This window comes from Cellulomonas sp. PSBB021 (assembly GCF_002240455.1).
Classification (GTDB): Bacteria; Actinomycetota; Actinomycetes; order Actinomycetales; family Cellulomonadaceae; genus Cellulomonas; species Cellulomonas uda.
In genome coordinates this window covers 375,393-401,654 of sequence record NZ_CP021430.1, presented here as the reverse complement: position 1 = coordinate 401,654, position 26,262 = coordinate 375,393, and the positions used below count along the sequence as shown (strand labels likewise).

The 26,262-nt window shown below is 71.2% G+C and carries 27 protein-coding genes and 1 other RNA gene; 11 read left to right on the top strand and 17 right to left on the bottom strand.

The features are described 5' to 3' along the window. Window positions 1–135: 135 nt before the first annotated feature. Window positions 136–852, top strand: a complete 717-nt coding sequence (locus CBP52_RS01765) for a GNAT family N-acetyltransferase (RefSeq protein ID WP_094179569.1) — start codon at window positions 136–138, stop codon at window positions 850–852. A gap of 76 nt (window positions 853–928) precedes the next feature. Continuing rightward, entirely contained in the window at window positions 929–1,240 is a 312-nt protein-coding gene (locus tag CBP52_RS01760; protein WP_094179568.1) for a DUF5808 domain-containing protein, read from the top strand. A gap of 4 nt (window positions 1,241–1,244) precedes the next feature. On the opposite strand, the gene CBP52_RS01755 is transcribed toward CBP52_RS01760, so the two are convergent. Next, window positions 1,245–1,574, bottom strand: coding sequence for a CoA-binding protein (locus CBP52_RS01755; RefSeq protein WP_232514612.1), 330 nt, complete (start codon window positions 1,572–1,574; stop codon window positions 1,245–1,247). Next, complete coding sequence (locus CBP52_RS01750; RefSeq protein ID WP_094179567.1) at window positions 1,571–2,467, bottom strand: SDR family oxidoreductase; 897 nt, start codon at window positions 2,465–2,467, stop codon at window positions 1,571–1,573. Before CBP52_RS01750 ends, CBP52_RS01755 begins: the two co-directional genes overlap by 4 nt. A gap of 314 nt (window positions 2,468–2,781) precedes the next feature. Here CBP52_RS01750 and CBP52_RS01745 point away from each other — a divergent pair, with 314 nt between their 5' ends. Continuing rightward, window positions 2,782–3,477, top strand: a complete 696-nt coding sequence (locus CBP52_RS01745; protein ID WP_232514611.1) for a nuclease-related domain-containing protein — start codon at window positions 2,782–2,784, stop codon at window positions 3,475–3,477. A gap of 39 nt (window positions 3,478–3,516) precedes the next feature. On the opposite strand, the gene CBP52_RS01740 is transcribed toward CBP52_RS01745, so the two are convergent. Then, the gene (locus tag CBP52_RS01740; protein ID WP_094179566.1) at window positions 3,517–4,674 is read right to left on the bottom strand and encodes a class I SAM-dependent methyltransferase; all 1,158 of its coding nucleotides are present in this window, start codon (window positions 4,672–4,674) and stop codon (window positions 3,517–3,519) included. A 101-nt stretch (window positions 4,675–4,775) separates the two neighbouring features. Further along, window positions 4,776–5,159: a VOC family protein gene (locus CBP52_RS01735; protein ID WP_094179565.1), complete on the bottom strand. Its 384-nt coding sequence runs from the start codon at window positions 5,157–5,159 to the stop codon at window positions 4,776–4,778. Between the two features lie 46 nt (window positions 5,160–5,205). Between CBP52_RS01735 and CBP52_RS01730 the strand changes: the two genes are divergently transcribed. The 3 genes from CBP52_RS01730 (at window position 5,206) to CBP52_RS01720 (ending at window position 7,455) form a co-directional block, all read left to right on the top strand. Next, entirely contained in the window at window positions 5,206–5,646 is a 441-nt protein-coding gene (locus CBP52_RS01730) for a MarR family winged helix-turn-helix transcriptional regulator (RefSeq protein WP_232514610.1), read from the top strand. 91 nt (window positions 5,647–5,737) lie between these two features. Then, a complete protein-coding gene (locus CBP52_RS01725) occupies window positions 5,738–6,913 on the top strand; it encodes a serine/threonine-protein kinase (protein ID WP_232514609.1) in 1,176 nt (391 codons plus the stop codon). Then, window positions 6,910–7,455, top strand: coding sequence for a hypothetical protein (locus CBP52_RS01720; RefSeq protein WP_094179563.1), 546 nt, complete (start codon window positions 6,910–6,912; stop codon window positions 7,453–7,455). Before CBP52_RS01725 ends, CBP52_RS01720 begins: the two co-directional genes overlap by 4 nt. A gap of 89 nt (window positions 7,456–7,544) precedes the next feature. Here CBP52_RS01720 and ssrA read toward each other — a convergent pair. Beyond that, window positions 7,545–7,913, bottom strand: a transfer-messenger RNA (tmRNA) gene (ssrA, locus tag CBP52_RS01715). Between the two features lie 149 nt (window positions 7,914–8,062). Between ssrA and CBP52_RS01710 the strand changes: the two genes are divergently transcribed. Further along, window positions 8,063–8,254, top strand: coding sequence for a pentapeptide repeat-containing protein (locus CBP52_RS01710; RefSeq protein WP_094179562.1), 192 nt, complete (start codon window positions 8,063–8,065; stop codon window positions 8,252–8,254). 47 nt (window positions 8,255–8,301) lie between these two features. On the opposite strand, the gene CBP52_RS01705 is transcribed toward CBP52_RS01710, so the two are convergent. Further along, window positions 8,302–8,604, bottom strand: coding sequence for a hypothetical protein (locus tag CBP52_RS01705; protein WP_094179561.1), 303 nt, complete (start codon window positions 8,602–8,604; stop codon window positions 8,302–8,304). 425 nt (window positions 8,605–9,029) lie between these two features. On the opposite strand from CBP52_RS01705, the gene CBP52_RS01700 reads away from it, so the two are divergent. Next, on the top strand, window positions 9,030–10,094 hold the full coding sequence (locus tag CBP52_RS01700; protein WP_094179560.1) for an ATP-dependent DNA ligase: 1,065 nt from the start codon (window positions 9,030–9,032) through the stop codon (window positions 10,092–10,094). 38 nt (window positions 10,095–10,132) lie between these two features. Here the strand turns inward: CBP52_RS01700 and CBP52_RS01695 are convergent, their stop codons facing one another. The 10 genes from CBP52_RS01695 to chvE form a co-directional block, all read right to left on the bottom strand. Further along, a complete protein-coding gene (locus CBP52_RS01695; protein ID WP_094179559.1) occupies window positions 10,133–12,046 on the bottom strand; it encodes a DUF2207 domain-containing protein in 1,914 nt (637 codons plus the stop codon). Between the two features lie 45 nt (window positions 12,047–12,091). Next, the gene (smpB, locus tag CBP52_RS01690; RefSeq protein ID WP_094179558.1) at window positions 12,092–12,562 is read right to left on the bottom strand and encodes an SsrA-binding protein SmpB; all 471 of its coding nucleotides are present in this window, start codon (window positions 12,560–12,562) and stop codon (window positions 12,092–12,094) included. A 108-nt stretch (window positions 12,563–12,670) separates the two neighbouring features. Next, window positions 12,671–14,062 carry a M23 family metallopeptidase gene (locus CBP52_RS01685; RefSeq protein WP_094179557.1) on the bottom strand — a complete coding sequence of 464 codons (1,392 nt, stop codon included), beginning with the start codon at window positions 14,060–14,062 and terminating at the stop codon, window positions 12,671–12,673. Window positions 14,063–14,064: 2 nt separating this feature from the next. Next, window positions 14,065–14,979, bottom strand: coding sequence for a permease-like cell division protein FtsX (ftsX, locus tag CBP52_RS01680; protein ID WP_094179556.1), 915 nt, complete (start codon window positions 14,977–14,979; stop codon window positions 14,065–14,067). Window positions 14,980–14,991: 12 nt separating this feature from the next. Beyond that, window positions 14,992–15,681: a cell division ATP-binding protein FtsE gene (gene ftsE / locus CBP52_RS01675; RefSeq protein WP_094179555.1), complete on the bottom strand. Its 690-nt coding sequence runs from the start codon at window positions 15,679–15,681 to the stop codon at window positions 14,992–14,994. Between the two features lie 234 nt (window positions 15,682–15,915). Continuing rightward, entirely contained in the window at window positions 15,916–16,686 is a 771-nt protein-coding gene (locus CBP52_RS01670; RefSeq protein WP_094179554.1) for an ATP-binding cassette domain-containing protein, read from the bottom strand. A 79-nt stretch (window positions 16,687–16,765) separates the two neighbouring features. Beyond that, the gene (locus CBP52_RS01665) at window positions 16,766–17,968 is read right to left on the bottom strand and encodes an ROK family transcriptional regulator (protein ID WP_094179553.1); all 1,203 of its coding nucleotides are present in this window, start codon (window positions 17,966–17,968) and stop codon (window positions 16,766–16,768) included. A 49-nt stretch (window positions 17,969–18,017) separates the two neighbouring features. Beyond that, a complete protein-coding gene (mmsB, locus tag CBP52_RS01660; RefSeq protein ID WP_369826332.1) occupies window positions 18,018–19,145 on the bottom strand; it encodes a multiple monosaccharide ABC transporter permease in 1,128 nt (375 codons plus the stop codon). 103 nt (window positions 19,146–19,248) lie between these two features. After that, a complete protein-coding gene (gene mmsA / locus CBP52_RS01655; protein ID WP_094179552.1) occupies window positions 19,249–20,805 on the bottom strand; it encodes a multiple monosaccharide ABC transporter ATP-binding protein in 1,557 nt (518 codons plus the stop codon). 140 nt (window positions 20,806–20,945) lie between these two features. Continuing rightward, window positions 20,946–22,094 carry a multiple monosaccharide ABC transporter substrate-binding protein gene (chvE, locus tag CBP52_RS01650; RefSeq protein WP_094179551.1) on the bottom strand — a complete coding sequence of 383 codons (1,149 nt, stop codon included), beginning with the start codon at window positions 22,092–22,094 and terminating at the stop codon, window positions 20,946–20,948. A 301-nt stretch (window positions 22,095–22,395) separates the two neighbouring features. Between chvE and CBP52_RS01645 the strand changes: the two genes are divergently transcribed. Continuing rightward, window positions 22,396–23,394 (top strand): LacI family DNA-binding transcriptional regulator, encoded by a 999-nt coding sequence (locus CBP52_RS01645; protein WP_094179550.1) that lies wholly within the window; start codon window positions 22,396–22,398, stop codon window positions 23,392–23,394. A 1-nt stretch (window position 23,395) separates the two neighbouring features. Here CBP52_RS01645 and prfB read toward each other — a convergent pair whose 3' ends face one another. Next, on the bottom strand, window positions 23,396–24,511 hold the full coding sequence (prfB, locus tag CBP52_RS01640) for a peptide chain release factor 2 (protein ID WP_094179549.1): 1,116 nt from the start codon (window positions 24,509–24,511) through the stop codon (window positions 23,396–23,398). Between the two features lie 332 nt (window positions 24,512–24,843). On the opposite strand from prfB, the gene CBP52_RS17795 reads away from it, so the two are divergent. Continuing rightward, window positions 24,844–25,179 (top strand): hypothetical protein, encoded by a 336-nt coding sequence (locus CBP52_RS17795; RefSeq protein WP_198303512.1) that lies wholly within the window; start codon window positions 24,844–24,846, stop codon window positions 25,177–25,179. Between the two features lie 71 nt (window positions 25,180–25,250). Continuing rightward, window positions 25,251–25,964, top strand: a complete 714-nt coding sequence (locus CBP52_RS01635; RefSeq protein ID WP_198303511.1) for an ATP-binding cassette domain-containing protein — start codon at window positions 25,251–25,253, stop codon at window positions 25,962–25,964. The last annotated feature ends 298 nt before the right edge of the window (window positions 25,965–26,262 follow it).

The window sequence follows — 26,262 nt, the reverse complement described above, 5'->3', positions numbered from 1 at the left end:
CGCCTCCTCACGTCGTCACCAACACCGCGCCCGACGCGCGTAGTCCCGGACCGTGTCTCATCGCGTGGGACCACGCGACGAGATCGTTGCGGCGCGCGACCGCGGGCCTACGATCCGGTCCTACACGACGAGGGGATGCCGGTGGCGACCGAGACGGTGACGACGATCGACGCGGGGGTGCTCGACAACCCCGCCTGGAGCGCGCTGACCGGAGCGCACGCGCGCTTCGCGCAGGGCGGCGACCTCGTGCGCCGGTACGACCCGCACGTCTCGCCGTTCACCGCGGTGCGCGACTGGCGGCACCCGGACGTGTGGGACGCGATCGTCGACCTCGTCGGCCCCGGCGCCCTGTTCCCCGTCTCGGGGGACGACCAGGAGCTGCCACCCGGCTGGGAGGTAGTGCGGCGCGGGGGCGGCGTCCAGCTCGTCGAGACCGACGCGCTGCGGACCCGCCCCGACGACGAGGCCGTGGTGCTCGGCGCCGACGATGTGCCGGAGATGCTCGCGCTCGTGGAGCGCACGCAGCCCGGCCCGTTCGCACCGCGCACCTACGAGCTCGGCCGCTACGTCGGGATCCGCCGCGAGGGCCGGCTCGTCGCGATGGCCGGCGAGCGTCTGAGGCCGACCGGATGGACGGAGATCAGCGCGGTGTGCACCGACGCGGAGCACCGCGGCCAGGGGCTCGCGACGCGCCTCGTGCTGGACGTCGCGCACCACGTGCACGAGCGTGGCGACCGCGCGATGCTGCACGCCGCGGAGTCGAACACCGGCGCGATCGCCGTCTACGAGCGGTTGGGGTTCCGCCTGCGCCGCCGCACGATGTTCGGCGTCCTGCGGACCCCGTCGCCCTGACCCTGCCCCGCGGGCCGTCGCCACGCACCCGCCCCGGGTGGATGATGAACGCAGACGGCCGACACGAGGAGGGCGCATGACCACCCGAGCCAAGGACCGCCGCCGCAAGGGCGGCGTCAAGGACGTCATCCGGGTCGTCGGCGCAGCGCTCGTCGTCGCCGCGGTCGTCAAGGAGCTGCGCAAGCCGGGCGACGAGCGGACGTGGCACGGCGTCGTCGCGGGCTTCGTCCCCTACGAGCTGCGCCCGCCGACCCCGTCCCGGTTCCGCGAGCGCATGTGGGACCCCGAGGCCGAGCACCTCGTCGGCCCGCGGGTCTTCGGGGTCGGCTGGACCATCAACCTCGGCCGGGTCTACGCGCTCGTCCGCCGTCGGCTCGCGCAGGGCTGAGCCGTCACACGGTGCGCGGGACGCGGCCGGTGAGGGTGAACAACCGGCACATCACGCGATGACCGCGGTCCGACGCCCGGCCGAACATGAGGGGGCACCCGCCGTCGATCACGGTCAGCCCGTGCTCACGGCCGAGCCGCACCGCCTCGCCGTCCACGCTGCCCCGGTCGACCGACCGGTGCAGCCACACCTGCCCGACCCCCAGGTCGACCGCCTCCTGGACCGTCGCCCGCGCGTGCTCGGGACGCGTCGCGACGACGACCGCGTCGACGCCGCCCGGGATCGCCGCGAGGACCAAAGGACCGATATCCGGCGACGACGAGCCGCGCGTCACGGCACGTTCGCGCCGCCGTTGACGTTGATGACCTCACCGACGACGAAGCTGGACTCCGGCGACGCGAGGAACACGTACGCCGGTGCCTGCTCGACCGGCTGACTCGTGCGACCCAGCCACGACGACTCGCCGAACCCCTCCAGCTTCTCCGCCGGCTGCCCGTCCGAGACCTGCAGCGGCGTCCACACCGGCCCCGGCGCGACCGCGTTGACGCGGATCCCGCGCGGCGCGAGGTCGGCCGCGAGCGCCTTGGTGAACCCGATGATCGCGAACTTCGTCGATGCGTAGTTGATGATCATCGGCGACGGGTTGTAGCCCTGCACCGACGTGCTGTTGATGATCGTCGAGCCCGGCGGCAGGTGCGGCAGCGCGTCACGCGTGATCCAGAACATCGCGTACACGTTCGTCTGGATGGTGCGGTCCAGGTCCGCCTCGTCGAGCTCGTCGAACGACGGGTGGTACACCTGGTGCGCGGCGTTGTTCACCAGGATGTCCAGCCCGCCCAGCCCCGCGACGGCGTCCGCGACGAGCGTGCGGCAGAACTCCCGGTCCCGGATGTCACCCGGCAGCAGCACCGCCTTGCGCCCCTCGGCCCGGACCACCTCCGCGATCGCCTCCGCGTCCACCTGCTCCTCGGGCAGGTAGCTCAGCGCCACGTCGGCACCCTCGCGCGCGAACGCGATCGCCACCGCGGCCCCGATGCCCGAGTCCCCACCCGTGACGAGCGCCTTGCGCCCCGGTAGCCGCCCGGTCCCCCGGTAGCTCGTCTCGCCGTGGTCCGCCTTCGGGTCGAGCTCCGCGTCCAGCCCCGGCAGCGGCTGCCACGACGCGTGAGGCTTGATGTGCCTGTGGCGCTCGACGGGGTTGTCGAACGTGAGCTGGTCAGCGGACATCGTCGTCTCCTCGGGGGTGCTGGGCCGTCGTCGGCACCGGTCTCCTGCGGTGACGATAACGACGATCGCCCCGGATGACGGGTCGACCGGGGCGCGCGCCGGTCGTCAAGGGGCAGGCGAGACCTGTCGATGCACCTGGCATGGCGACGAGCAGCGACGCGCTCCCCCGAGGTCCGAAGACGATGCGTCTGCGCTACGCCGGTGCATGTCGGACGTGCGGGACCACGCTCGAGGCGGGCGTCAGAGCGGTCTACGACGCGAGCACGAGAACGGTGACGTGCGTGGAGTGCCCCACGCCCGAGCCTCGACCGGACGTGGTTGAGCCCGTACCCGCGGCGCCCCCTGCCGAGGTCGACGCCGGACGCGCCGGCGGCAGCGCGCGACGTGAGTACGAGCGGCGCAGCGCCGCACGTGAGAAGCGCATCCGCGAGGCACACCCGCGTGTGGGCGGGCTGATCCTCGCCCTCTCGGACGAGCCACAGAGCACCACCGCGTGGGCGCGTGGCGCGAAGGGTGAGGAGATGCTCGGTCGCGGGCTCGACGCCCTCGCCGACAGGGGCGTGCGGATTCTGCACGACCGCCGGATCCCGCGCACGCGCGCCAACATCGACCACATCGCCGTAGGTCCTTCAGGCGTGTTCGTCATCGACGCGAAGCGCTACAAGGGTCGCCCTTCGCTGCGGGTCGAGGGCGGGATCCTGAGGCCGCGCACCGCGCGGCTCGTCGTCGGCTCCCGCGACTGCACCTCGCTCGTCCAAGGCGTCCACAAGCAGGTCTCGCTGGTCCGCGACGCTCTCGCCACGGCGGGCCACGGCTCGGTCCCAGTGCGCGGCGTGCTGTGCTTCGTCGAGGCGGACTGGCCACTCATCGGCGGCTCGTTCCAGGTCGACGGTGTGCACGTTCTCTGGCCAAGGAAGGCCTACGAGCACCTGACGGTGCACGGCGCACTCGCGCCCTCGGCCGTGGACGAGCTGCACCGTCTCCTCGCCCAGGCGTTTCCCATGGCCTGACGCCCACGTGCGAGCGTGGCCAGACCGGGGGAAAGTCACTCAGTGCCGCGTTCGGGTGGAGGCCGTCACCGTGAACTTCGGGTCACGGCCGAGCTGGCGCGTGGGGCCGACGACACGCTCGAGCGCGGAGCGGTAGCGCAGGTGCGAGTTCCACACGGCCCACAGCTGCCCGCCGGGGCGTAGCACGCGCGCGGCCTCGGCGAACAGCGACTGGGCGATCCCCGCGTGCACGGCCGCGCCGACGTGGAACGGCGGGTTCAGCACGACGAGATCCACGCTCGCGTCCGGCAGGACGTCCGCGCCGTCGGCGCGCGCGACGACGACCCTGTCCTGCACCCCGTTGGCCGCGGCGGTCGCGCGTGCGGACGCCACCGCGGCCGCCGACTCGTCGGTCGCCGTCACCGTCAGCCCGGCCCGCGCACGCGCGAGCAGCACGGCCAGCACCCCGGTCCCGCAGCCGAGGTCGAGCGCGGTGGTCGCGTCGTGCGGCATCTCGTCGAGGTGCCGCAGCAGCGCGCGCGTGCCGATGTCGACGCTCGTCCCCGCGAACGTGCCGCCATGGGCGCAGACGATGAGATCGAGGTCGGGGTGGTGCTCGCGCCGGGGCCAGGTGACCGCCGGGCGTTCGTCGGCGGGACGCGGTCGGGACGCGACGAGGACGCGTGACTTCTGGCGCGCCAGACGCGCGTGCACGTCTTCCAGGTGCAGGCGGAGGACGTCGTTCATCGCTGTCGTCATGTGCTTGACCCGGCCTCCCGCGACGACGAGCACGTCGGGCTCGGCGTGCGCCGCGACCAGGCCGGCGATCTCGTCGAGGGCGTCCAGCGAGCGAGGGAGCTGCAGCAGGACGAGCCGCGCCCCCGAGACGAGGCCCGGCGTCAGCCCGAGCGACCTGAAGCCGCCGACTCCCAAGGTCTCGGCGTTCGCGTGCAGCGCGCGCTCGCCCAGCAGGCGGTCCTGGTGGGTCCGCACGCCGGACAGCCCGTGCCGTGCGATCGCACCGAGCGTCAGCGCGCCGTGATGGTCGCCGATCACGACGACGTCCTGGCCCGAGGTCGCGCCCAACGCCGACGACGCCTCGTCGAGGATCTGCCGGTCGGTCGCGTCGACCGCGTGCAGGTTCGGCGCCTCGAGGTCGGGGTAACGCCGGAGCCGGGTGAGGAGATCCGTCTCGTCGTGCCGTGCCGCCTCATCCACGCCCCGAGGCTAGCCCGTCGCGGACGACCCCCTCACCGGGGCGCGACGAGGTCGGGCAGCTCGCGCGTGCCGGGTGGGCAGCCCGCCTCGTCGAGCGGCGTTCAGGCCTTCGAGTGGATGGTGATCAGGTACCCGTCGGGGTCGCGGAACGCGAACGTCGTCCCGAACGGGCCGTCGGACGGCTCCTGCACCACAGCGGCACCGTGGTCGACGACGCGTCGGTGCACGGCGAGAGCGTCGGGGTGGTGGAACCAGATGCCGACCCCCGCGCCGAGCTGCGGGTGCGCGTCGAGGTCGAAGCCCGGCAGCGGTGTCCGGACCGCGAAGGAGGACGTGCCGCTCGTGAAGACGACCGCCTGGGGGTTGGGCCCAGGGACGCGGGCGAGGCCGACGACCCGCTCGTAGAAGTCGGCGGAAGCGGCCAGGTCACGCACCTGGAGGGAGACGAAGTCGGGGCCGATGGTCGGCGAGCTCGGAGAGGTCATGTCAACATGTTGACACCTATCCCCGGCTATGTGTCAAGATCTTGACGTGAACGAGCGCACCGCCGCCGACGCCCGCGAGCTCGCGCTCCTCGTCAAGGCGACCCAGGCCGCACTCAACCAGCGCATGGACGAGGTGCTGCGCCCGCTCGGGCTGACCGTCGCCCAGTACGCCTGCCTCAGCAACCTGCACGCCGAGCCCGGCATCAGCAGCTCCGAGCTCGCCCGGCGCACGTTCGTCTCCCGTCAGTCGATGAACGTGCTCCTGCAGGGCCTCGAGAAGCAGGGCATGGTCGAGCGCGCGCACGAACCCGGCCCCCGCCGCGAGCGCGCCGCACTCCCGACCCCGCTCGCGCAGGACGCCCTGGGCCGTGCCGAGAGCGCCGTCGCCCCGGTCCTCGACCGCATGCTGTCGAGTCTCGACGCGGCGCAGCGCGGCGCCCTGCGCACCGCCCTCACCGCCTGCCGGGACGCCCTCCTCGACACCTGAGGCCAGTGAGCGACTGCGTGTCAACCCCCGAACGGGCGATCTGCGGGCTCCCGGCGTGCGGGTCGTCGGGAGCGCGCTTAGCGTCGGCGTCGTGCTGGGACACGTTGACTCGCCTCCGACGGCGCCCTCGTCGGACGTACCGGAGCCGATCGTCTTCGACGGTCGGTACCGGCTCGACGGCGTGCTCGGCCACGGAGGCATGGCGACCGTCCACCGCGCTCACGACGTCCTCCTGGAGCGCGACGTCGCACTCAAGGTGTTCCCGGTGGTCCACGGCGAGGACGAGCTCATGCGCAACCGCGCCGAGGTGCTCGTGCTCGCGGCACTCAGCCACCCCGCGCTGGTCATGCTGTACGACGCGGGAGCCGAGCAACGGCCGGACGGCGGGCAGCAGGACTACCTCGTCATGGAGCTCGTGGACGGTCCCACGTTGTCCGAGCGGCTCCGCCGCGTCCCGCTCGACCGCGCCCAGGCCGCCCGCGTGGGCCGCGACCTCGCCGAGGCGCTCGCCGTCGTGCACGCCCAGGGCGTGATCCACCGCGACATCAAGCCGGGCAACATCCTGCTGACCGGTCCCGACGCGCTCGAGGCCGATGCGTCCGGCGGACCGGCGGTCAAGCTCGCCGACTTCGGCATCGCGCGGCTGATCGACGGCACCCGGCTGACGCGGACCGGTCAGACGCTCGGCACGGTGCTCTACCTCAGCCCCGAGCAGGCACGCGGGGAGGCGCTCGCTCCGTCGAGCGACATCTACTCGCTCGGCCTCGTGCTCCTCGAGTGCCTGACCGGACGCCCCGCCTTCCCGGGCACCACCACCGAGTCCGCGGTCGCGCGCCTGATCTCCCCGCCGCACATCCCCGACGACGTCGACCCGGAGCTGGCGGCGCTGCTGACGCGGATGACGCTCATGACGCCCGACGAGCGCCCGAGCGCCGACGAGGTCGCGACGGAGCTCGCAGCGCTCGGCTCACCGGACCGCACGCTCCCCCTCCCGGCCACCCCCGCCCGGCGCACCGCGGCACCGCGCGCCGAGGCGCCGCCGACCGACGCCGTCCCCGCGCCCCCGGGGCCGACGAAGGCCCGCCGGCGCCACCCGCGCCGCGCGCTGCTCTCCGCCGGTGCTGCCCTGCTCCTCACCGCCGGTGGGCTGCTCGTCGCCCAGCAGGTGTCGGCGTCGGACGGGCCGTCCGACGCGCCGTCGTACCCCGCCGTCGAGGGGCGGCTCGGCACGGCCCTCACCGAGCTGCAGAAGAGCGTGCAGCCATGACGCGTCTGCGCAGCACCGTCGTCGCACTCACCCTCACGCTCGCGCTGCTCGGCGCGTCGGGCTGCGGGAGCACCACCGAGCTCGCCGCGGAGCGCGGTCGCACCCTCCAGGCGTCCGTGCTGGAAGTCACGCGAGCGGCGGCCCAGGGCGACTGGGACGAGGCCTCGACGCTCCTCGCCTCCACGCGCGAGCTGCTCGACGCGGGCGTCGAGCAGGGCGAGGTCTCGGCGATGCGCTACCGCGCGATCGACGCGGCCCTCGACGACGTCGAGGCCGAGCTCGCGGCGGCCCAGCGGCGCGCGGCTGCGGCGAAGGCCGCCGCCGAGGCGGAGGCGACCGCGCCGGCCGACGAGGAGACACCGGCACAGCGGACCGCGACGACGTCCGTCGAGAGCACCAAGGCACCGTCGAAGCCCGAGCCTGCTCGCCCCGCACCGCCGTCCGAGCCCAAGAAGCCCAAGAAGCCCGCCAAGGTCGAGGCACCGGACACGAACCGCGGCGACAAGGGGAAGAAGGAGCCGCGCGGCCACAGACGCAGGTGAGCCCGGGTGAACTGGGACATGGAGACGACGAGGCCCGCCCCCAGGGGACGGGCCTCGTCGTCACTGCTACGAAGGTCTTGACGACCTTCACGTGGAGGTGGCGGGAATCGAACCCGCGTCCGATGACGTGGAACCAGGGCTTCTCCGGGTGCAGTCCGTGATGGATTTTCTCGGCCCCCACCACTCCCACGGACGGGAAGGCGGACGGGCCCAGTCAGCTAGAAGTCCCGATCCTCACACTGACGATGAGGATCAGCAGTGGCTCTCTAGATGACGCCGGGAACTAAGTCGAGAGCGTACTTAGGCCGACGGACTTCGAAGCTCGCTCAGGCGGCGAGGGCGAAGTCGGTGCTCTTGGAATTGGCACCTATGATTTGCACGGAGCGTTGACGAGATAACCGTGCGTCCTCGACCCGCTTCTCCTGGCTCGACGATCACCGTCGAAACCGATCACCCCCATGTTGATTTATCAAGCGCCCGGTCCGTGCGACCGCAGTGCCGCAGCACGTGCCGAGCAGGTCCAGACTACCTGCCCAACGCGTCGGGCGTCATCGTGATTCCCGCTCCGCCCGAGCCGGGTGTCGGCGCACCGCAGTGGCGTCCGGTCATGGTCGACGTCACGGACGCGGACCTGCGCGGCTCCACCTTCGACCGGGTGGATCTCTCGGGTGCGAGGCTCCGACGGTCGAACCTCGACGGGATCACGGTGCGTGGTGCGGACATGCAGATCCTCGCGGAGTGGCAGCACCGGCTGTACGCCGAGCGTGAACTGTCGGCACTCGTGGCGCCCACCAGGTGACGACGCCCGAGCGCGCCGGCGGGCACGCGCTCGGGCGGTCCCGGGACTCAGAGCGACGGCGGCCGGACCTGCGACCACACCACGGAGGACCTGAGCCGGGTGCCGAAGATCGCGAAGTACCAGTCGTGCTCGCACGACGAGAGGTTGCGGTCCGGCAGGCGGCGGCGGTGCAGCAGCCACTCGGGCGTCCCGTTGTCGTGGTAAGGCTCGAGCGCGAGGTAGCCGCGTTCGGCGAGCGCGTGGACCACGTCGGGCAACGGGTCGTGCGCCCGTGGACGCGTCGAGGCACGGCGCACGAGCACGAGCGCCCCGATCCCGACGAGGGCGATCACCGCGACGACCGCGAGCACCCCCGGTCCTTGTGCGTCCGTCTCGGCCGTACGCGTGAGCGCAGGCACGACGTCCCCCCCTACCATGACCTGTCCCCCTGTCGTCGCTGGCAGGTGGCGACTGTATCGACGCACACCACCTGCGGTGGAGGCGCCGGGGCAAGGATCACCCGGGAACCGGACATCCGGTCATGCCCGGGGGTGATGCTGACGCGTGCCACCACGCCTGCCCGGGGCACCGGGTCTCACACGTCGGGCGCGCGGGGCGCTGTCGCGGCCGCGCGCCTCGTCGACCACCCACTGCGGGATGCGGCCCGACTTCGAGCGCGGGAGGTCGTCGGAGGCCACAGGGTGGCATCGGCGCATGCCCGGCCGACCTCAAGGGGCCACGTGCCGCCGACCGCGGCCCGGTGCCGATGTCACCCGTCCGGTGCAGGATGTCCCCTATGCGCCTGCCCGTGATGCCGCCCGTCGCGCCCATGCTCGCGAAGTCGGTCAAGGAGATCCCCGACACGGGACACGTCGAGCCCAAGTGGGACGGCTTCCGCACGATCGTGTTCCGCGACGGCGACGAGGTGGAGCTCGGCAGCCGCAACGAGAAGCCGATGACGCGCTACTTCCCGGAGCTGGTCGAGCAGATCAAGGAACACACGCCGCCGCGGTGCGTGCTCGACGGGGAGATCGTCATCGTCTCGGGCGACCGGCTGGACTGGGACTCGCTGACGAACCGCATCCACCCGGCGGCATCACGCGTGACGCTCCTCGCGGAGCAGACGCCCGCGAGCTTCGTGGCGTTCGACGTGCTGGCGCTCGGCGACGACGACCTGATGTCCACGCCGCTGGTCGACCGGCGCGCGCGCCTGACGGAGGCGCTGGCGGACGCCGGCGGTCGCGTGCACGTGACGCCCGCGACGGCGGACCTCGACGAGGCGCGGCGCTGGTTCACGCAGTTCGAGGGCGCGGGCCTCGACGGCGTGGTGGCCAAGCCGCTCGACGGCCGCTACCTGCCCGACAAGCGCTCCATGTTCAAGGTGAAGCACGAGCGCACCGCGGACTGCGTGGTCGCGGGGTTCCGGTGGCACAAGTCGGGTCCGGTCGTCGGGAGCCTGCTGCTCGGGCTGTGGAACGACGACGGCCGGCTGCAGCACGTGGGTGTGGTCGCGTCGTTCCCGATGGCCCGCCGCGCGAGCCTCGTCGACGAGCTCGCGCCCCTGCGGGACGGCGTCGAGGACCACCCGTGGGCGCAGTGGGCGGACGAGCAGGCGCACGCCGGTCAGCGGCTCCCGGGGGCGGTGAGCCGGTGGAACGCGACGAAGGACCTCAGCTTCGTGCCGTTGCGGCCCGAGCTCGTCGTCGAGGTGGCGTACGACCACATGGAGGGTGACCGGTTCCGGCACACGGGCCAGTTCCGGCGGTGGCGGCCGGACCGTGACCCGGCGACGTGCACGTACGCCCAGCTCGACGAGCCCGTCCGGTTCGACCTCGCGGACATCCTGGGCCTGCGCCCGTAGAGGTCCGCGCGGCCGAGGACGTCACGACGAGGGTGCGGTCACCAGCCGCCGCCTCCGCCTCCGCCCACGCCGCCGCCCGAGAACCCCCCGCCGGAGAACCCGGAGTCGCCCGACGAGCCGGGCGTGGGCGCGGTGAGGGACTCGGTCGCCACGGTCTGGAACCGGTCCATGGACGAGGCGAAGCCCGAGGCCCAGAACATCCCGGGCAGGGGGTCGTAGTAGCCGACGTACCAGCCGGGTGCGTCGAGCGCGCGCCCCTGCGCGGCGAGCTCGGAGAACACCCGCGCCCACCGCTCGGCGACGCCGAACACGATCGCGTAGGGCAGGTAGCGGCTGAAGACGTCCTGCCCCTCCTCGAACCGGATCTGGTCGGCCTCGGCGGTGGTCAGGTACGTCCGGAAGCCGAGCGCCTGCGCGAGCACGGCCGTGCCGTCCTCGGTGCGCGCGGGTGCGTACCTGGCGCACACGAGCACCACGACGCCGACGACGCCGATCGCGAACGGCAGGAGCGCGAGCCCGCGCGCGGAGGTGGCGAGCGAGCTGTCCCCCACGCCGATCGCGACGGCCAGGACGAACCCCGCGGCGACGATCAGTGCGATCCCCGCGGCGATCCACCGGGCGCGCACGGACTTCGGGTTGGCGCGGAACCAGCCGAGGCGTGTCACCTGGTCGTACAGCGCGTCCTGCACCTTGCTCATCGACGTCGCGAACGTCTGCTTGAGGTCGGACAGCTTGACGGTCGAGCGCGCATCGAAGATGTCGCGCAGCAGCCGGGACTCGTACTCGAGCAGCGCGGCGTCGGGCGCGCGCAGCTGCACGAGCGTCCAGTCGTTCGGCTTCTTCTTCGGGTTCGAGCGCGGCACCTCCTCGATCCGCAGGTACCCGCGCACGGCGAGGTCGATGAGCGTCGCGGTCACGTCGACGGGGTCGGCCTTCTCGTCGACGAGCGTGCCGAGCTCGCCGGGACGCACGTCCTGCGGCGGGGTGAACTGCACGCTCACGGGCGTGCGCTTGTCGCGGTACCCGGAGCCGACCTCCTGACCGTGCACCGGGCGCAGGCCGGGCGTCAGGCCGAGGTAGGCGCGGTCACGTCCGGTGCGCCGCACGCGTCGCACGGCCAGCGCGCTGCCCCCGAGCGCGGCGAGGACCGCGAGCCCGCCCAGCGGCGACGCGGGCGCCCAGACAGCCGCCGGGTCGGGGCGCTCGACGAGGAGCGGCTCGGCGCCGACGAACGTGCCGCCGGGCCAGCCGGTGACGGTCGTGAACGGCTCCCGGGCTCCCAGCAGGTCCTGCGTGAACGTCGCGCTGCTCCCCCGCACGTCGGCCGACGTGCACGGCGTGGTCGAGCCCGACGGGCCGGCGAAGCAGACCGCACCCTCGACGGGTGCCGGTCCGGTCACGGTCGCGCTGACGTCCCCGATCGGGATCTCCCAGCCCTCGCCGATGACGCTCCAGTACAGCTCGTCGCCCGAGTGCTGCTCGTTCGCGGGGTTCACCAGGCCGTCGACCCGGTAGGTCAGGCGGTAGGTCTGCACGCCCGACACGTCGTCGACGTCCTCGTCGCCGATCCGCAGCGTGAGCCAGCCGTCGCTCTCCTCGCGGTGCAGGTCCGCCGGCGCACCGGAGGGGCTCGACACGCTCACCGCGCTGTAGCTGAACACCCGGTCGCGCGTCTCGTCGTACCCCTGACGCGTCGGCAGCGTGAGGTACGGACCGTGGCCGGGGTCGTCGCCGAAGTCGAAGTCGAAGTCGACGCTCACGTCCGCGGTCCCGGAGGAGTCCAGGGTCGCCGTCACGTCGTACCGCGTGATCTCGCGGCCGCTCGTCTGGTCCGGTGCCGCCGACGCGGCGAGCGCGGTGCCGACGAGCAGCGCACCCGACAGACCGAGGACGGCGACCGAGCGGCGCGGACCGCGCCCTCGCGGCGCGACGAGCTTCAGGAACTGGTGCACCGCCGCAACCTATCGCGGCCTGCGGTGGAGCGGCCGGGGACCCGCTCAGCGGTCGCGCAGGTCGCGCATCGCGCGCTGCGCCTCGAGGTTGTCCTGCCGCTCACGCAGCGCCTGACGCTTGTCCCAGTCCTTCTTGCCGCGGGCGAGGGCGATCTCGACCTTCGCCCGGCCGTCGAGGAAGTAGAGCGCGAGCGGGACGACCGTGTGTCCCTTCTCGCGCGTGCGGGACTCGAGGCGGTCGATCTCCTCGCGGTGCAGCAGCAGCTTGCGCTTGCGCCGCGGGGCGTGGTTGGTCCACGTGCCCTGCGCGTACTCGGGGATGTGCACCCCGTGCAGCCACGCCTCGCCGCCCTCGATCTCGCACCAGCCGTCGACCAGCGACGCGCGGCCGGCGCGCAGCGCCTTGACCTCGGTGCCGGTCAGCACCACGCCGGCCTCGAAGACGTCCTCGATCGTGTAGTCGTGGCGGGCCTTGCGGTTGGCGGCCACGAGCTTGCGCCCGGAGTCCTTGGCCACCGCGCACCCCTCCTCGTCCTCGTCCGCGGTCGTCGGACCACGGGCCCCCGTCGTGAGGGCCGCTCGAGCCTACCCGCCGCCCGCGCGGGTGGCGCAGCGGTTATCGGCTCACAGTGGCAGGTACGGCCGGGGGTTCGTCGTCGCGCCGTTGAAGTACACCTCGAAGTGCAGGTGGCAGCCGCCCGACATCCCCGTGTTGCCCGCACGTGCGATGAGCTGACCCGCCTTCACGTACGCGCCGGGGCGCACGACGAACGACGACAGGTGGTTGTAGCTCGTCGCGAGCGAGCGGCCGTTGACCGAGCCGTGCGTGATCATCACCTGGTTGCCGTACCCGTTGCGGTACTGCGTCCAGGCCACGGTGCCCGAACGCGCGGCGTACACGTCGTTGCCGCAGTAGTCGCGCAGGTCGATGCCCGCGTGCAGGCGCCAGTAGTGCAGGACCGGGTGGTAGCGCATCCCGTACTCGGACGTCACGTGGATGGGCCGCGTCTGGGTCGGGTTGACGAAGAGCGTCCCCGACGACGACGGCGGCGGGTCGCCGGGGTCCGGGTCCTTCGCGCGCTCGGCGTCGCGCTTCTTCTGCTCCTCGATCGCCTTGCGCAGGTCCGACTCGATGCGCTTGGACTCCCGGTCGATGCGCGCGAGCTGCGCGGTGATCTCGCCCTTCTTCGCGAGCAGCGCGGCCTGCTTCTCCTGCTCCTCGGCGAGCAGGGCGTCGAGCGTCGCCTTGGCGTCCTCGGCCGCCTTCTTCGCCGCCTTGGACTGCTCGACCTTCGCGTCGGCCTCGTCCTTGAGCTCGCCGATGCGCGTCTGGACGGCCTGGAGCCGCTCGGCGGAGTTGCGGTTGCCGGACTCGGTGGCCTGCAGGTCGTCGAGCACCTGCGCGCGCGTGCGCAGCGCCTGGCTCATGAGGTCCGCGCGCCGGATGAAGTCCTCGCTCGAGTCGGCGTCGAGCACCATGCTCACGCCCGAGACGTCACCGCCGCCGCGGTACGCCTCGCGCGCCATCTGCCCGATCGCCTCACGCAGGCGCGACGACTCGCTGGAGTCCGCCTCGATCGTCGCGGACAGGTCGTCGGCCTGCTCGCGCGCGTCCTGCAGGCGCGCCGCGACGATCGCGGCCTCGCGCGTCGCCTTCGCGTACTCGGCCTCGGCCTCCTGCACCGCGAGCCGCGCGGCGGGCAGCTGCGCCCGCACCTCGAGCAGGCGGTCGGAGACCGCGCCGAGCTCGCCCTCGAGGCCCTCGAGGACCTCCTCGGCGTCCGAGCGCTCCTTCTCGTTGGCCGCCTTCTGCCGCTCGGCGGCCTTGCGTCGGTCGTCGATCGCGTCGGCGTTCGCGGGCGCCGCGACCGCGCCGAGCACGATCGTCGCGACCAGCCCCACGATCGCGAGCAGCGCACCCGACCGGCACGCGCGCGCCCCGGGGCGTGCGGCGACGCCGGTGGTGCGCCGGTCGGTCGGCTGGCTCGGTCGGCTCGGTCGCGTGCGTCGGCGCATGCTCACACCTTCGTGTAGCGGCTCAGGGTCACGAGCGAGGAGATCGCGGCCAGCAGGATGCCGGCAACCACCAGGAGCGGCGCGACCGTGAGGACGTCGGCTGTGGTCACGTACGGGATCCAGGAGACCGTACCGCCCAGCCAGTCTGTGACCAGGTACTCCACGCCGAGCCACAGCCCACCGACCGCGAGGAGCGACCCGACCGTCGCCGCGAGCGCGCCCTCGAGCATGAACGGCAGCTGGATGAACCACGTGGACGCGCCGACGAGGCGCATGATCCCGGTCTCACGCCGTCGCGACATCGCCGACAGGCGGATCGTCGTGGTGATGAGCAGCACCGCCGCGACGAGCATGACGGCCGCGAGGCCACCCGTGAGCAGCGTCGCGCGGTCGATCACCAGGAACAGGCGGTCGAACAGCCGCCGCTGGTCCTGCACCGACTCCACGCCCTGCTTGCCGGAGACCACGTCGGCCACGACCTCGTACTGCGAGGGGTCGGTGAGCTTGATGCGGAAGGAGGAGTTCATGTCGTCGACGGTCGCGACCGACGCCCACGACTGGTCGCCGAACTGCTTCTTGAACGAGTCGAAGGCCTGCTGCTTCGTCTCGAAGAAGACCTCCTCGACGAGCGGCTTGATCTCCGGCTCGTCGAGCGCCGCGGTGATCGCGTCCTTCTGCTCGTCGGTGACCTCACCGCCCGCGCACGTGGGCTCGGGCGACGTCGCCGGGCACAGGAAGACCGAGACCTCGACCTTGTCGTACCAGTCGTCCTTCATCTTGCCGATCTGCAGCTGCAGCAGCGCGGCGGAGCCGACGAACGTCAGCGAGACGAACGTGACGAGGACGACCGAGATCGTCATCGACAGGTTCCGACGAAGACCGATGCCGATCTCGGAGAGGATGAACCGCAGTCGCATGTCGCCCTCGCCTCAGCGGTCCGAGCCGTAGACGCCGCGCGACTGGTCGCGCACGAGCTCACCGGTGGCGAGCTCGACGACGCGCTTGCGCATCTGGTCCACGATCTCGTCGTCGTGCGTGGCCATGACCACGGTCGTTCCGGTGCGGTTGATGCGGTCGAGCAGGCGCATGATCCCCAGGGACGTCGTCGGGTCGAGGTTGCCGGTGGGCTCGTCGCACAGCAGGATCTGCGGCCGGTTGACGAACGCGCGCGCGATCGCGACGCGCTGCTGCTCACCACCGGACAGCTCGTGCGGGCGGCGCTTCTCCTTGCCCGCCAGCCCGACCATCTCGAGCACGTCCGGGACGGTCGTCAGGATCTGGTGCCGCGGCTTGCCGATGACCTGCAGCGCGAACGCGACGTTCTCGAACACCGTCTTGTTGGGCAGCAGGCGGAAGTCCTGGAACACCGCGCCGATCTGGCGGCGCAGCTGCGGGACCTTCCACGACGACAGCGAGCCGAGCTCCTTGCCGGCGACGAACACCTTCCCGGCGGACGCCCGCTCCTCGCGCAGCACGAGCCGCAGGAACGTCGACTTCCCCGAGCCGGACGCGCCGACGAGGAAGACGAACTCACCGCGCTCGACCTCGAGCGTGATGCGGTCCAGCGCGGGGCGTGCGCCGCGCGCGTAGACCTTGGTGACGTTCTCGAACTTGATCACGCTGCTCGCTCGGGTTGCTCGCTGCGGCGGGTCCCGCACCACCGGACCGGGCGGGCCCGGTCACCGGACGGGTGCCCGGCGCGTCGAGACTAGGCACCGCCGCCGTGGGCCCGGTCCGACGACACGCCGAGCGCGCGGGGAGGTCCGGTGAAGGTCGCCGGGCCGGCCCCGAGGGATCGGGACGAACCGGCGCGAACAGGGCGGCGACCCGGCGTGGTGCGCCGCCCGGGCCGGTCAGCGCAGCGCGTGCAGCCGGGGCTGGCGGCGCACCGTCGCGCCGGTGATCGCCGCGAGGACCTCCTCGTGGCTCGTCGTCGCCGCGTCGAACGTGCCGTTGTTGCGGCCGTGGCGCAGCACGACGATGCGGTCGGACACCGCACGCACGTCGGTCATGTTGTGGCTGATGAGGATCACCGCGAGCCCCAGCTCGCGCAGCCGCTCGATGTGCGTGAGCACCTCGGCGGTCTGCGCCACCGACAGCGCGGCGGTCGGCTCGTCGAGCACGACGATGCGTGGCTCGCCGATCAGCGTCCGCGCGATCGCCACGGACTGCCGCTGCCCCGCCGACAGGGTCGACAGCGGCGTGCGGACGGACGGGATGCGCGAGTTGAGCTTGTCGAGCACGCGCCGCGCGGTGGCCTCCATGTACCCGTCGTCCAGCAGCCCGCCCGTGCGCACCTCGCGCCCCAGGAACAGGTTGGACGTGACGTCGAGGTTGTCGCACAGCGCGAAGTCCTGGAACACCGTCGCGACGCCGAGCTGGTGCGCGGCCGCGGGCGTCGGGATCGTCGTGGGCTCCCCCGCGATCTCGATCAGACCCGCGTCCGGGGTGTACGCGCCCGCGACGACCTTGGCGAGCGTCGACTTGCCCGCGCCGTTGTCGCCGACGAGCGCGACGACCTCGTGCGCGAACACGTCCAGGTCGACGCCCGCGAGGGCCTCGACCGCACCGAAGTTCTTGCTGATGCCGCGCATGGACAGCAGAGGCACCGATGCCGCGCTCATGTGCTCACCTGCTTCACGTCGATGTGTTGCGGTCAGTGAAGTCTCCCACTCCTGCGTCGTCAACGGTCCTCCACCGACGTCACCCCAAGCCCTCGACGTCGACGGTCTCGTCGACGCTCAGAGGCACGTCGGTCGACTGGACCGCGAGTGCCAGCGCCCCCACCATCTCCGCGCGCGTGCCGAGGCTCGCGCGCACCACCTCGAGCGGCGCGATCCGGTTGGGCAGCGCGTGCCGCGCGAGTGACGAGCGCAGCGGCGCGACGAGCGTCTCGCCCGTCTCCGCGAGCTCACCGCCCACGACGACGACCTGCGGGTTCACCGCCAGCACCAGCCCGGCGAGCGCCGCACCGATCACCGCACCGGCCTCCGCGATCGCGTCGCCGCAACGCTCGTCGCCCTGGTTGGCACGCTGCACGACGTCGCGCAGGCTCGCGATCCCCGGCACCGGACCGACCGCGTCGAGCAACGCACCCGCGCCGACGACCGTGTCGAGGCACCCCCGCCGGCCGCACCGGCACGGCTGACCGTCCGGGCGGACCGTGAGGTGGCCGATCTCCCCGGCCGTGCCCGCGAACCCGCGCAGCACCTGTCCGCCGAGCACGATCCCGGCCCCCACGCCGTACGACGCGCGCAGGAACAGGCTGTCGGCCCGGTCCCGTGCGGCACCCACGGTCGACTCCGCGAAGGCCGCCAGGTTGGCGTCGTTGTCCACGTACACCGGCAGCTCGAGCCGCTTGGACAGGACCTGCCCGAGGTGGACGTCGTCCCAGCCGGGCATGATCCCCTCGACCGAGATCATCCCCGTCGCCGAGTCGACCGGTGCGGGAACGCCCACCCCCATGCCCACCACGTCGCCGAGCGACGCCCCGACCCTCTCGAGCAGGTCGATCACCAGCAGCGCGACGCGGTCCAGCGTCGTGTCGACCCGGTGCTCGACCGGCAGCGGGAGCGTCTGCTCCGCGAGGATCTCGTGCGAGAAGTCACCGAGCGCGACACGCAGGTGACGGTGCCCGATCTGGACGCCGGCCGCCAGACCCACGCGGCGGGCGAGCGTGACCATCTGGGCACGCCGCCCGCTGCGCGTGGTCGCGACGGTGTCGACGACCCCCGCGGCGTACAGCTCGCGGACGATCGTCGACACCGTCGCCTGGGACAGACCGGTGGCCTCGGCGAGCTCGACCTGCGTCAGGCCGCCGTACCGCTTGACCGTCTCGACGACGAGCTGGCGGTTGGCCTCGCGCAGGGACGACTGGGAGCCGGCCGTGCCCGCTCGCCTGCTCACGCTCGCACCTTAGTGTCCGTCGGGCCGGGAGCCGGCCAAATGGGTCGGGTCAGCTGCTCGTGCCGGCCCGACGCTTGTTGATCAGGTCGAACGCCACCGCGAACAGCAGCACCAGACCCTTGATGGCCTGCTGCCACGACGGGTCGACCGACATGATCGACAGACCCATGTTCAGGACGCCCATGATGAGCGCACCGACGATGGCGCCCGAGATCCGGCCGATGCCGCCCGTGACCGCCGCACCACCGATGAAGCAGGCCGCGATCGCGTCGAGCTCGAAGTTCTGACCCGCGGCCGCGACGGCCGCGCCACCGCGCGCCGTGGTGATGATCGCCGCGACACCGGCGAGCGCGCCGATGTTGACGAAGATCATGAAGTCGACGCGCTTGGTGCGCACACCCGACAGGCTCGCCGCGGGACGGTTGCCACCGACCGCGTAGATGTGCCGGCCGAACACCGTGCGACCCATGAGGAACGTGTACGCGACGATCAGGACGCCGACGATCACGAGGATCACGGGCATGCCGCCCGCCGACAGCGACAGCAGCACCGCGAGGATGCCCACGGCGATCGCGACGCCGACGATCTTCGCGATGAACGCGGCCATCGACTCCACGTGCAGGTCGTGCTTGCGCAGCTGCATCCGGGCGCGGAGCTGCGTGAACGCGAAGGCCGCGATCGTGAGCGCGCCGATCAGGAGCGTGACGACGTCCATGTCTCCGCTGAAGCCGAGGAAGTTCGGCAGCGAGCCGGAGACGATCGAGTTGAACGACGTGTCGTTCACGCGGATGGTCTGGCTGACGACGACGAGCGCGAGGCCGCGGAAGATCAGCATGCCGGCGAGTGTCACGATGAACGCCGGGATCCCGATGTACGCGATCCAGAAGCCCTGCCACGCGCCGACCGCCGCACCGATCGCGATGCCGATGAGCACCGCGAGCCACCACGGCAGCCCCCAGTCGGTGATGGTGACCGCGACGACGCCGCCGACGAACGCGACCACCGACCCGACCGACAGGTCGATGTGCCCGGCGACGATCACCATGACCATGCCGATGGCGAGCACCATGACGTACGCGTTCTGCTGGAACAGCGAGACCACGTTGTCCGGCTTGAGGAGCCGGCCGTCCGTGAGCCCCTGGAAGAGCAGGACGATCAGGACGAGCGCCGCGAAGATGCCGTACTGGCGCGCGTTGCCGCCGAGGCCCGACAGGCGCTGGCTCAGCGAGACGCGGGCCTGCTCACCGGGGGCATCGCGGGGGCGAGGTTGGTGTCGGTGCTCATCGGGGAGTCACGTCCTTCTCCATGGTCATGTACTGCATGAGTCGCTCCTGGGTCGCGTCCTGCCGGGCGACCTCGCCCGTGATGCGCCCCTGGGACAGGGTGTAGATGCGGTCGCAGATGCCGAGCAGCTCGGGCAGCTCCGACGAGATGACGATGACGCCCTTGCCCGCGTCAGCCAGCCTGTTGATGATCGTGTAGATCTCGTACTTCGCGCCCACGTCGATGCCGCGGGTCGGCTCGTCGAGGATCAGCACGTCCGGGTCGGAGAAGATCCACTTGCTCAGCACGACCTTCTGCTGGTTGCCGCCGGACAGCTTCCCGACGAGCGCCTCGACGGTCGGCGTCCGGATGCCGAGGTCCTTGCGGAACCGCTCGGCGACCTTGAGCTCCTCGTTGCGGTCGATCACACCGCGCGAGGCGACCTTGTGGATCGCCGCACCCGAGATGTTGTCGCGGATGGTCGAGATGAGGTTCAGCCCGTAGTGCTTGCGGTCCTCGGTCGCGTACGCGATGCCCGCGTTGATCGCCGCGCTCACGCTGTGGAGCTGGACCTGCTGGCCGTCCTTGTACACCCGCCCCGAGATGTGCGAGCCGTACGAGCGGCCGAACACCGACATCGCGAGCTCGGTGCGGCCGGCGCCCATGAGCCCGGCGATGCCGACGATCTCGCCCCGCCGCACGTTGAGCGAGGCACCGTCGACGACCTTGCGCGCCTGGTCGAGCGGGTGGTGCACGGTCCAGTCCTCGATGCGCAGCACCTCCTCGCCGATGGTCGACGTGTGCTCCGGGAACCGGTTGTCGAGCGGTCGGCCGACCATCCCGCGGATGATCCGCTCCTCGGTGACCCCGTCGCTGCGCATGTCCAGCGTCTCGATGGTCTGACCGTCGCGGATGATCGTCGTGGTGTCGGCGATCGACTCGATCTCGTTCAGCTTGTGGCTGATGATGATCGAGGTGATGCCCAGCTCGCGCAGGCCGCTGATCAGCCCGAGCAGGTGCGCGCTGTCCTCGTCGTTCAGGGCCGCGGTGGGCTCGTCGAGGATGAGCAGCTTCACCTCCTTGGAGAGCGCCTTGGCGATCTCCACGAGCTGCTGCTTGCCGACCCCGATGTCGATGATCTTCGTGTCGGGGCGCTCGTCCAGGCCGACGCGGGCGAGCAGCTTCGCGGCCTCGGAGTTGGTGTGGTTCCAGTCGATGACGCCGCGCGCCGCGCGCTCGTTGCCGAGGAAGATGTTCTCGGCGATCGACAGGAACGGCGACAGCGCGAGCTCCTGGTGGATGATGACGATCCCCACGTGCTCCGAGTCGCGCGTGCTGCGGAACTCGGCGGGGGTGCCCTCGAAGACGATGTCGCCCTCGTAGGAGCCGTGGGGGTAGACCCCCGAGAGCACCTTCATGAGGGTCGACTTGCCCGCGCCGTTCTCGCCGCAGATCGCGTGGATCTCGCCGCGTCGGACGGACAGGTTCACGTCCGAGAGCGCGAGCACGCCGGGGAAGCGCTTGGTGATGCCCCGCATCTCGAGGATGTAGTCGGGTGTTGCTGTGGTGTCCATCTGGTCCTCGGTCCTTGCCCGGTCACGACCGGTCCGCTGCGTCGCGGACCCTGGCGGTGCCGCCCTGCCTCGGGCGGCGGGCCTGGCCGGCCGCCGACGCACCGCGAAGGGTGCGCCGGCGGCCCCTGGTCAGGCTCGGGTCACAGACCCAGGTCGGACGCCGTGTAGAAGCCGGAGTCCACCAGGTCCTTCTTGACCGTGTCGGGCGTGACGACCTGCGGGTCGAGCAGCAGGGTCGGGACGACCTTCACGTTGTTGTTGTAGGTCTCGGTGTCGTTGACCGTCACCTCGGAGCCGGAGACGACCTCCTCGACCATCTTGGCGACCGCGTCACCCAGCGCACGCGTGTCCTTCCAGACCGTCATGGACTGCTTGCCGGCGAGCATGTTGAGCACGTTCGCCTGGTCCGCGTCCTGACCGGTCAGGACCGGCCAGCCCTCGCCGGCCTTGTAGCCCGCGCCGGTGAGCGCCTGCGCGATGCCGAGCGCGAGCGAGTCGTTCGGGGAGAGCACGACCTGGACCTTGGTGTCGCCGCCGTAGAACGAGTTGAGGCGGTTCTCCATCTCGGCCTGCGCGTCGTCCGAGCCCCAGCCGAGGATGCCGATGTTCGTCCACTGGTCGTCCGTCTTGGGCGCCTTGCCCGACGGCACGACGAGCTTCCCGTTCTCGACGTACTGCTTGAGGATGTCCCAGGCGCCCTGGAAGAAGAACTTGGCGTTGTTGTCGTCGGGCGAGCCGGCGAACGGCTCGAAGTTGAACGGGCCCTTGCCGTCCTTCAGGCCGAGGGTCTCCTCGATGAACTGGCCCTGCATCTGGCCGACCTTGTAGTTGTCGAACGTCGCGTAGTAGTCGACGTTCGGCGTCTCGTTGATCAGGCGGTCGTACGCGATGACCTTGACGTCCTTCGCGGCGGCCTGCTCGAGCACCGGGCCGAGCGTGGTGCCGTCGATCGAGGCGATGACGAGCACCTTGGCGCCGTCGTTGATCATGTTCTCGATCTGGCTGATCTGCTGGTCGGTCTTGTTGTCCGCGTACTGCAGGCTCGTCTCGAAGCCCGCGTCCTCCAGCAGCTCGACGAGGTGGGCACCGTCACGGTTCCACCGCTCGAGCGCCTTCGTCGGCATCGCGATGCCGATGAGGCCACCGCCCTCGGACGCGCCGGTCGTCGCACCCGGCGTCGCCTTCGTGTCGCTGTCGCTGTCGCGCTCGCTGCTGCACGCGGCGAGGGAGGCGGTGAGCAGGCCGACGGTCGCGATCGCGACCGACAGCTTCTTCCAGGTCTGGGACATCGTCGTCTACTCCTCTGGCACACCGTCCGGGGCGCGGCGGTGCGGCTGCGGCCGCTCCGTCCGTGCGTGGAGCCGTCTTTGACCCACCGCCCCGGAGTGATGGCTTGAATTCAAGACTCAAAGCCATCGAGAACGCAAGCGCTGTCACCAAAGCGTGTCCTGACTGTCGAGAGGCCGGTACGGTTCGGCCGCTTTGGCTTCGCTTCGTAACCCGAAGTCATCCTATGTGCTCTGCGTCACACTCGGTGGTTTCGGGGCCCGCGTGGCCCCGTGACGCTTCCCGGACCGGGACAATCGACGCGTGGCTGTGACCATCCGCGACGTCGCGCAACGCGCCGGTGTCAGCAAGACCACCGTCTCGCGCGTCCTCAACGGACGTGACGAGCTCGACGCGAGGACCGCCGCACGCGTCCGAGCCGTCATCGACGAGCTCGGCTACGTCCCCAACGCCCGCGCCGTCGCGTTCGCGCGCGGCACCACGCACGTCGTCGCGATGCTCCTGCCGTCGCTGACCTGGCCGTGGATCGGCGAGGTCGTGCAGGCCGCCATCGAGGCCATCGAGGACGAGGGCTACGGCATGCTCGTCTTCACCACCACGCAGGGCGAGGAGTCGATGCGCCGGTTCACGGAGCACGTCTCCGCGCGCGCGTTCGACGGCCTGCTCGTCGTCGAGCCCGAGGGCACGCTCGACTACATCACGCGCCTGCACGACGAGGGCCTGCCCGTCGTGCTCATCGACGACCGCGGGCACGAGCCGCGCTTCGGATCCGTCGCGACGACCAACCGGCTCGGGGCGCTCGCCGCGGCCCACCACCTGCTCGGCATCGGCCGTCGCGCCCCGCTCGTCATCTCCGGCGACCCGCGCTTCGGGTGCGTGCAGGACCGGCTCGCCGGCTTCGCCGAGGGCTTCGCCGCCGCCGGCCGCACGCTCGACCCCCTGCACGTCGTCGAGGGCGACTTCAGCTACGAGTCCGGCCAGGCCGCCGTCCACCGCGCCCTCGAGGCAGGGCTCGAGTTCGACTCGCTGTTCGTGCACAACGACACGATGGCGATGGCCGCGATGACGGAGCTGCGCCGCGCGGGGCTGCGCATCCCCGACGACGTCGCTGTCGTCGGGTTCGACGACCTGCCGTTCGCCGCGCAGACCGACCCGCCGCTCACGACCGTGCACCAGCCCATCCGCGAGATGGGTCAGGTCGCGGCGCGTGCGCTGCTCGCGAGCTTCCGCGGCACGCCCGTGCCGAACGAGCCGATCGTCCTGCCCACGTCGTTCACCGTGCGGGCCTCCACGGTCGGCTGACTCAGGAGGTCTGCGACTCCTGCGCGCGGCGCCAGCGGATGCCCGCCTCGATGAAGTCGTCGATGTCGCCGTCGAACACCGCGGCCGGGTTGCCGACCTCGTGCTCCGTGCGCAGGTCCTTGACCATCTGGTACGGCTGCAGGACGTACGAGCGCATCTGGTCGCCCCAGCTCGCCTTGATGTCGCCCGCGAGCTCCTTCTTCGCCGCGCGCTCCTCCTCCTGACGCTGCAGGAGCAGCCGCGACTGCAGGACGCGCAACGCCGCCGCGCGGTTCTGGATCTGCGACTTCTCGTTCTGCATCGAGACGACGATGCCCGTCGGGATGTGCGTCATGCGCACCGCCGAGTCCGTCGTGTTGACCGACTGCCCGCCCGGGCCCGACGAGCGGAAGACGTCGACCTTGATCTCCGACTCCGGGATCTCGATGCTGTCCGTCTGCTCGATCAGCGGGATCACCTCGACCGCCGCGAAGGACGTCTGGCGGCGCCCCTGGTTGTCGAACGGCGAGATGCGGACCAGGCGGTGCGTACCCGCCTCGACCGACAGGTGCCCGTACGCGTACGGCGCCTTGACCTCGAACGTCGCCGACTTCAGGCCGGCCTCCTCGGCGTACGACGTGTCGAGCACCGCCGTGGAGTAGTTGTGCCGCTCCGCCCAGCGCAGGTACATCCGCAGGAGCATCTCCGCGAAGTCCGCCGCATCCACGCCACCGGCGCCCGAGCGGATCGTCACGACCGCCTCGCGCTGGTCGTACTCCCCCGCCAGCAGCGTGCGGACCTCGAGCTGGTCGAGGTCCTTGCGGATCTTGACCAGCTCAGTCTCGGCCTCGGCCAGCGTGTCCTCGTCCTCCATCTCCTGGCCCAGCTCGACCAGGGTCTCGAGGTCGTCGATCCGCCCGCGCAGCTTGTCGACGCGCTCCAGCTCGCTCTGCGTCGCCGACAGCGCGCTCGTCACCTTCTGCGCCGACTCCGGGTCGTCCCACAGGTCGGGCGCCGAGGCCTGCTCGGACAGGCGCGCGATCTTCTCGCGCAGTGCGGTCGGGTCGCTCACCGCCTGGATGGACTCCAGCGTGGTGCGCAGGTCGCGGATCTCGGCGGGGAAGTCGGTGGTGGCCACGACGGTCCAGGCTACCCGCACCAGTCGGCAGCTACCCCCATGTGCCCTCGGTGTTGGGCTGAGCGCGTCGACCCACATCTCGTCGCACCACAGCAACGAGCCCTGGCTCGGCCGCGTCGGCGCGTCATGTCTGATGCTCGGATGAGAAAACAGGCCGACCAAACGGCTCACACCGGTCCGAACCGGCTGATACCTTCGGCGGCGTGCGCGACAGGCTGCCGCACGGTGCGGCCCGAATCTGGGGGATACAAGCAACGTCGTCGAGCAGTTGGAACAATCGCTCTGGGAGCCGCGCTCGTCGTTGGGTCGGCAACGGCCGGACAAGCCCTCTCGTGGGCTTCTTCGAGCGCTCCGCTCACCGTGGCCGGCTACATCTGAAGTACAAGAATGCCGACAACCACAAGGTCTTCGCCAAGCTTCAGACCTGGATCAACGCAGGTTACTGCGCAACTTCGCCTTACCTCTCCTGCACGTCGCAGTACTACTACTACACCGAGAAGGACACCGCGCGTTCGAATGACACGTCGAAGTGGGTGACGAAGAGCGCGAAGACGGGGGTTCCGGGAACCGCCGACTATGCCCGAGCGGGGATCCAGGTGAAGCTCGACATCCCGCTGCGAACGGACGTCTCGAGCAATGTGCTCTGGACGAACGGCGCGAAGTACTGACTGTTGTCCGAGGAAAGGTCGGTCGCTCGCTCGTGGGCCGAGCGACCGACCTTTCAGCTAGGAGCCTCACCTTGCTCAACGGCGTCGCTGTCAACAACCTGTCATTCCGGTACCGGCACGGCTTTCTTCTCGGCCCCTTCAGCACTGAGATCGGCGCAGGAGTCACCTGCCTCGTCGGCGCGAACGGTGCGGGGAAGTCGACACTCTTCAGGTTGCTGGCCGGTCTGCAGAAGCCGTCTACCGGCCGCGTGACGCTCCTCGGGAGCGGTGCGGTCGGCTACCTGCCGCAGTCGCCTGATCTCCCCCGAGGCGCGACATGCACCGAGTTCCTCACTCACGTCGCGTGGCTCCAGGGTGTCCCGCGTCCGCTCCGAGCGGACGCAGTCGGTCGAGCGCTGGAGTCCGTCGACCTCACGACGCGCGCCGACTCGAGGATCCGCGCCCTCTCCGGCGGGATGGCACGCCGCCTCGGCATCGCACAGGCGCTCGTTCATGACCCGGACGTCGTGCTGCTGGACGAGCCCACGGTGGGGCTGGACCCCGTCCAGCGGATCGCGGTGCGAGAGATCCTCGAGAAGGTCGCCGTCGACCGCGCAGTGATCGTCTCGACGCACCTCGTGGAGGATGTCCGAGGACTCGCATCGCGGGTCTTGGTCCTCTCGGAAGGAGAGCTCGTCTTCGACGGCGACATCCCGGAGCTGGAGGGCAGAGCGCAGGCCTCGGCCCCCGGCGAGACTCCCCTGGAACGGGCCATGGCGACCCTGATCTCGGGAGGACGTCCGTGACCACGCACGTCCGCTATGCGTTGAGAACGCTCGCCGGACCATGGGCGGCCCTGGTGGTCCTCGGAGTCGACGCAGGGATTGCGACGATGCGACAGGCACCGTACCTCGGCGAAGGGATGTGGACGGTCCGCTGGATGGCTCTGGGTCTGTGGATCATCTGGCCCGTCATCGCAGCGACCGCAGCCGTCGACGCGGCGCGTCTCACCCGCCCCGGCGCTCGTCACCTCCCGTTCACGACCAGGCGGGGGCGAACGGAGTACGCCTGGGCGGCGGCATGGACTGCCGTTCCCGCCGCAGG

What these genes read in the sequence shown, in the direction of transcription:
- CBP52_RS01765 (WP_094179569.1), top strand. Translation starts at nt 136, where the DNA reads ATGCCGGTGGCGACCGAGACGGTGACGACGATCGACGCGGGGGTGCTC.
- CBP52_RS01760 (WP_094179568.1), top strand. Translation starts at nt 929, where the DNA reads ATGACCACCCGAGCCAAGGACCGCCGCCGCAAGGGCGGCGTCAAGGAC.
- CBP52_RS01750 (WP_094179567.1), bottom strand. Translation starts at nt 2,467, where the DNA reads ATGTCCGCTGACCAGCTCACGTTCGACAACCCCGTCGAGCGCCACAGG.
- CBP52_RS01735 (WP_094179565.1), bottom strand. Translation starts at nt 5,159, where the DNA reads ATGACCTCTCCGAGCTCGCCGACCATCGGCCCCGACTTCGTCTCCCTC.
- CBP52_RS01720 (WP_094179563.1), top strand. Translation starts at nt 6,910, where the DNA reads ATGACGCGTCTGCGCAGCACCGTCGTCGCACTCACCCTCACGCTCGCG.
- CBP52_RS01710 (WP_094179562.1), top strand. Translation starts at nt 8,063, where the DNA reads ATGGTCGACGTCACGGACGCGGACCTGCGCGGCTCCACCTTCGACCGG.
- CBP52_RS01700 (WP_094179560.1), top strand. Translation starts at nt 9,030, where the DNA reads ATGCGCCTGCCCGTGATGCCGCCCGTCGCGCCCATGCTCGCGAAGTCG.
- CBP52_RS01685 (WP_094179557.1), bottom strand. Translation starts at nt 14,062, where the DNA reads ATGCGCCGACGCACGCGACCGAGCCGACCGAGCCAGCCGACCGACCGG.
- ftsX (WP_094179556.1), bottom strand. Translation starts at nt 14,979, where the DNA reads ATGCGACTGCGGTTCATCCTCTCCGAGATCGGCATCGGTCTTCGTCGG.
- CBP52_RS01670 (WP_094179554.1), bottom strand. Translation starts at nt 16,686, where the DNA reads ATGAGCGCGGCATCGGTGCCTCTGCTGTCCATGCGCGGCATCAGCAAG.
- mmsA (WP_094179552.1), bottom strand. Translation starts at nt 20,805, where the DNA reads ATGGACACCACAGCAACACCCGACTACATCCTCGAGATGCGGGGCATC.
- chvE (WP_094179551.1), bottom strand. Translation starts at nt 22,094, where the DNA reads ATGTCCCAGACCTGGAAGAAGCTGTCGGTCGCGATCGCGACCGTCGGC.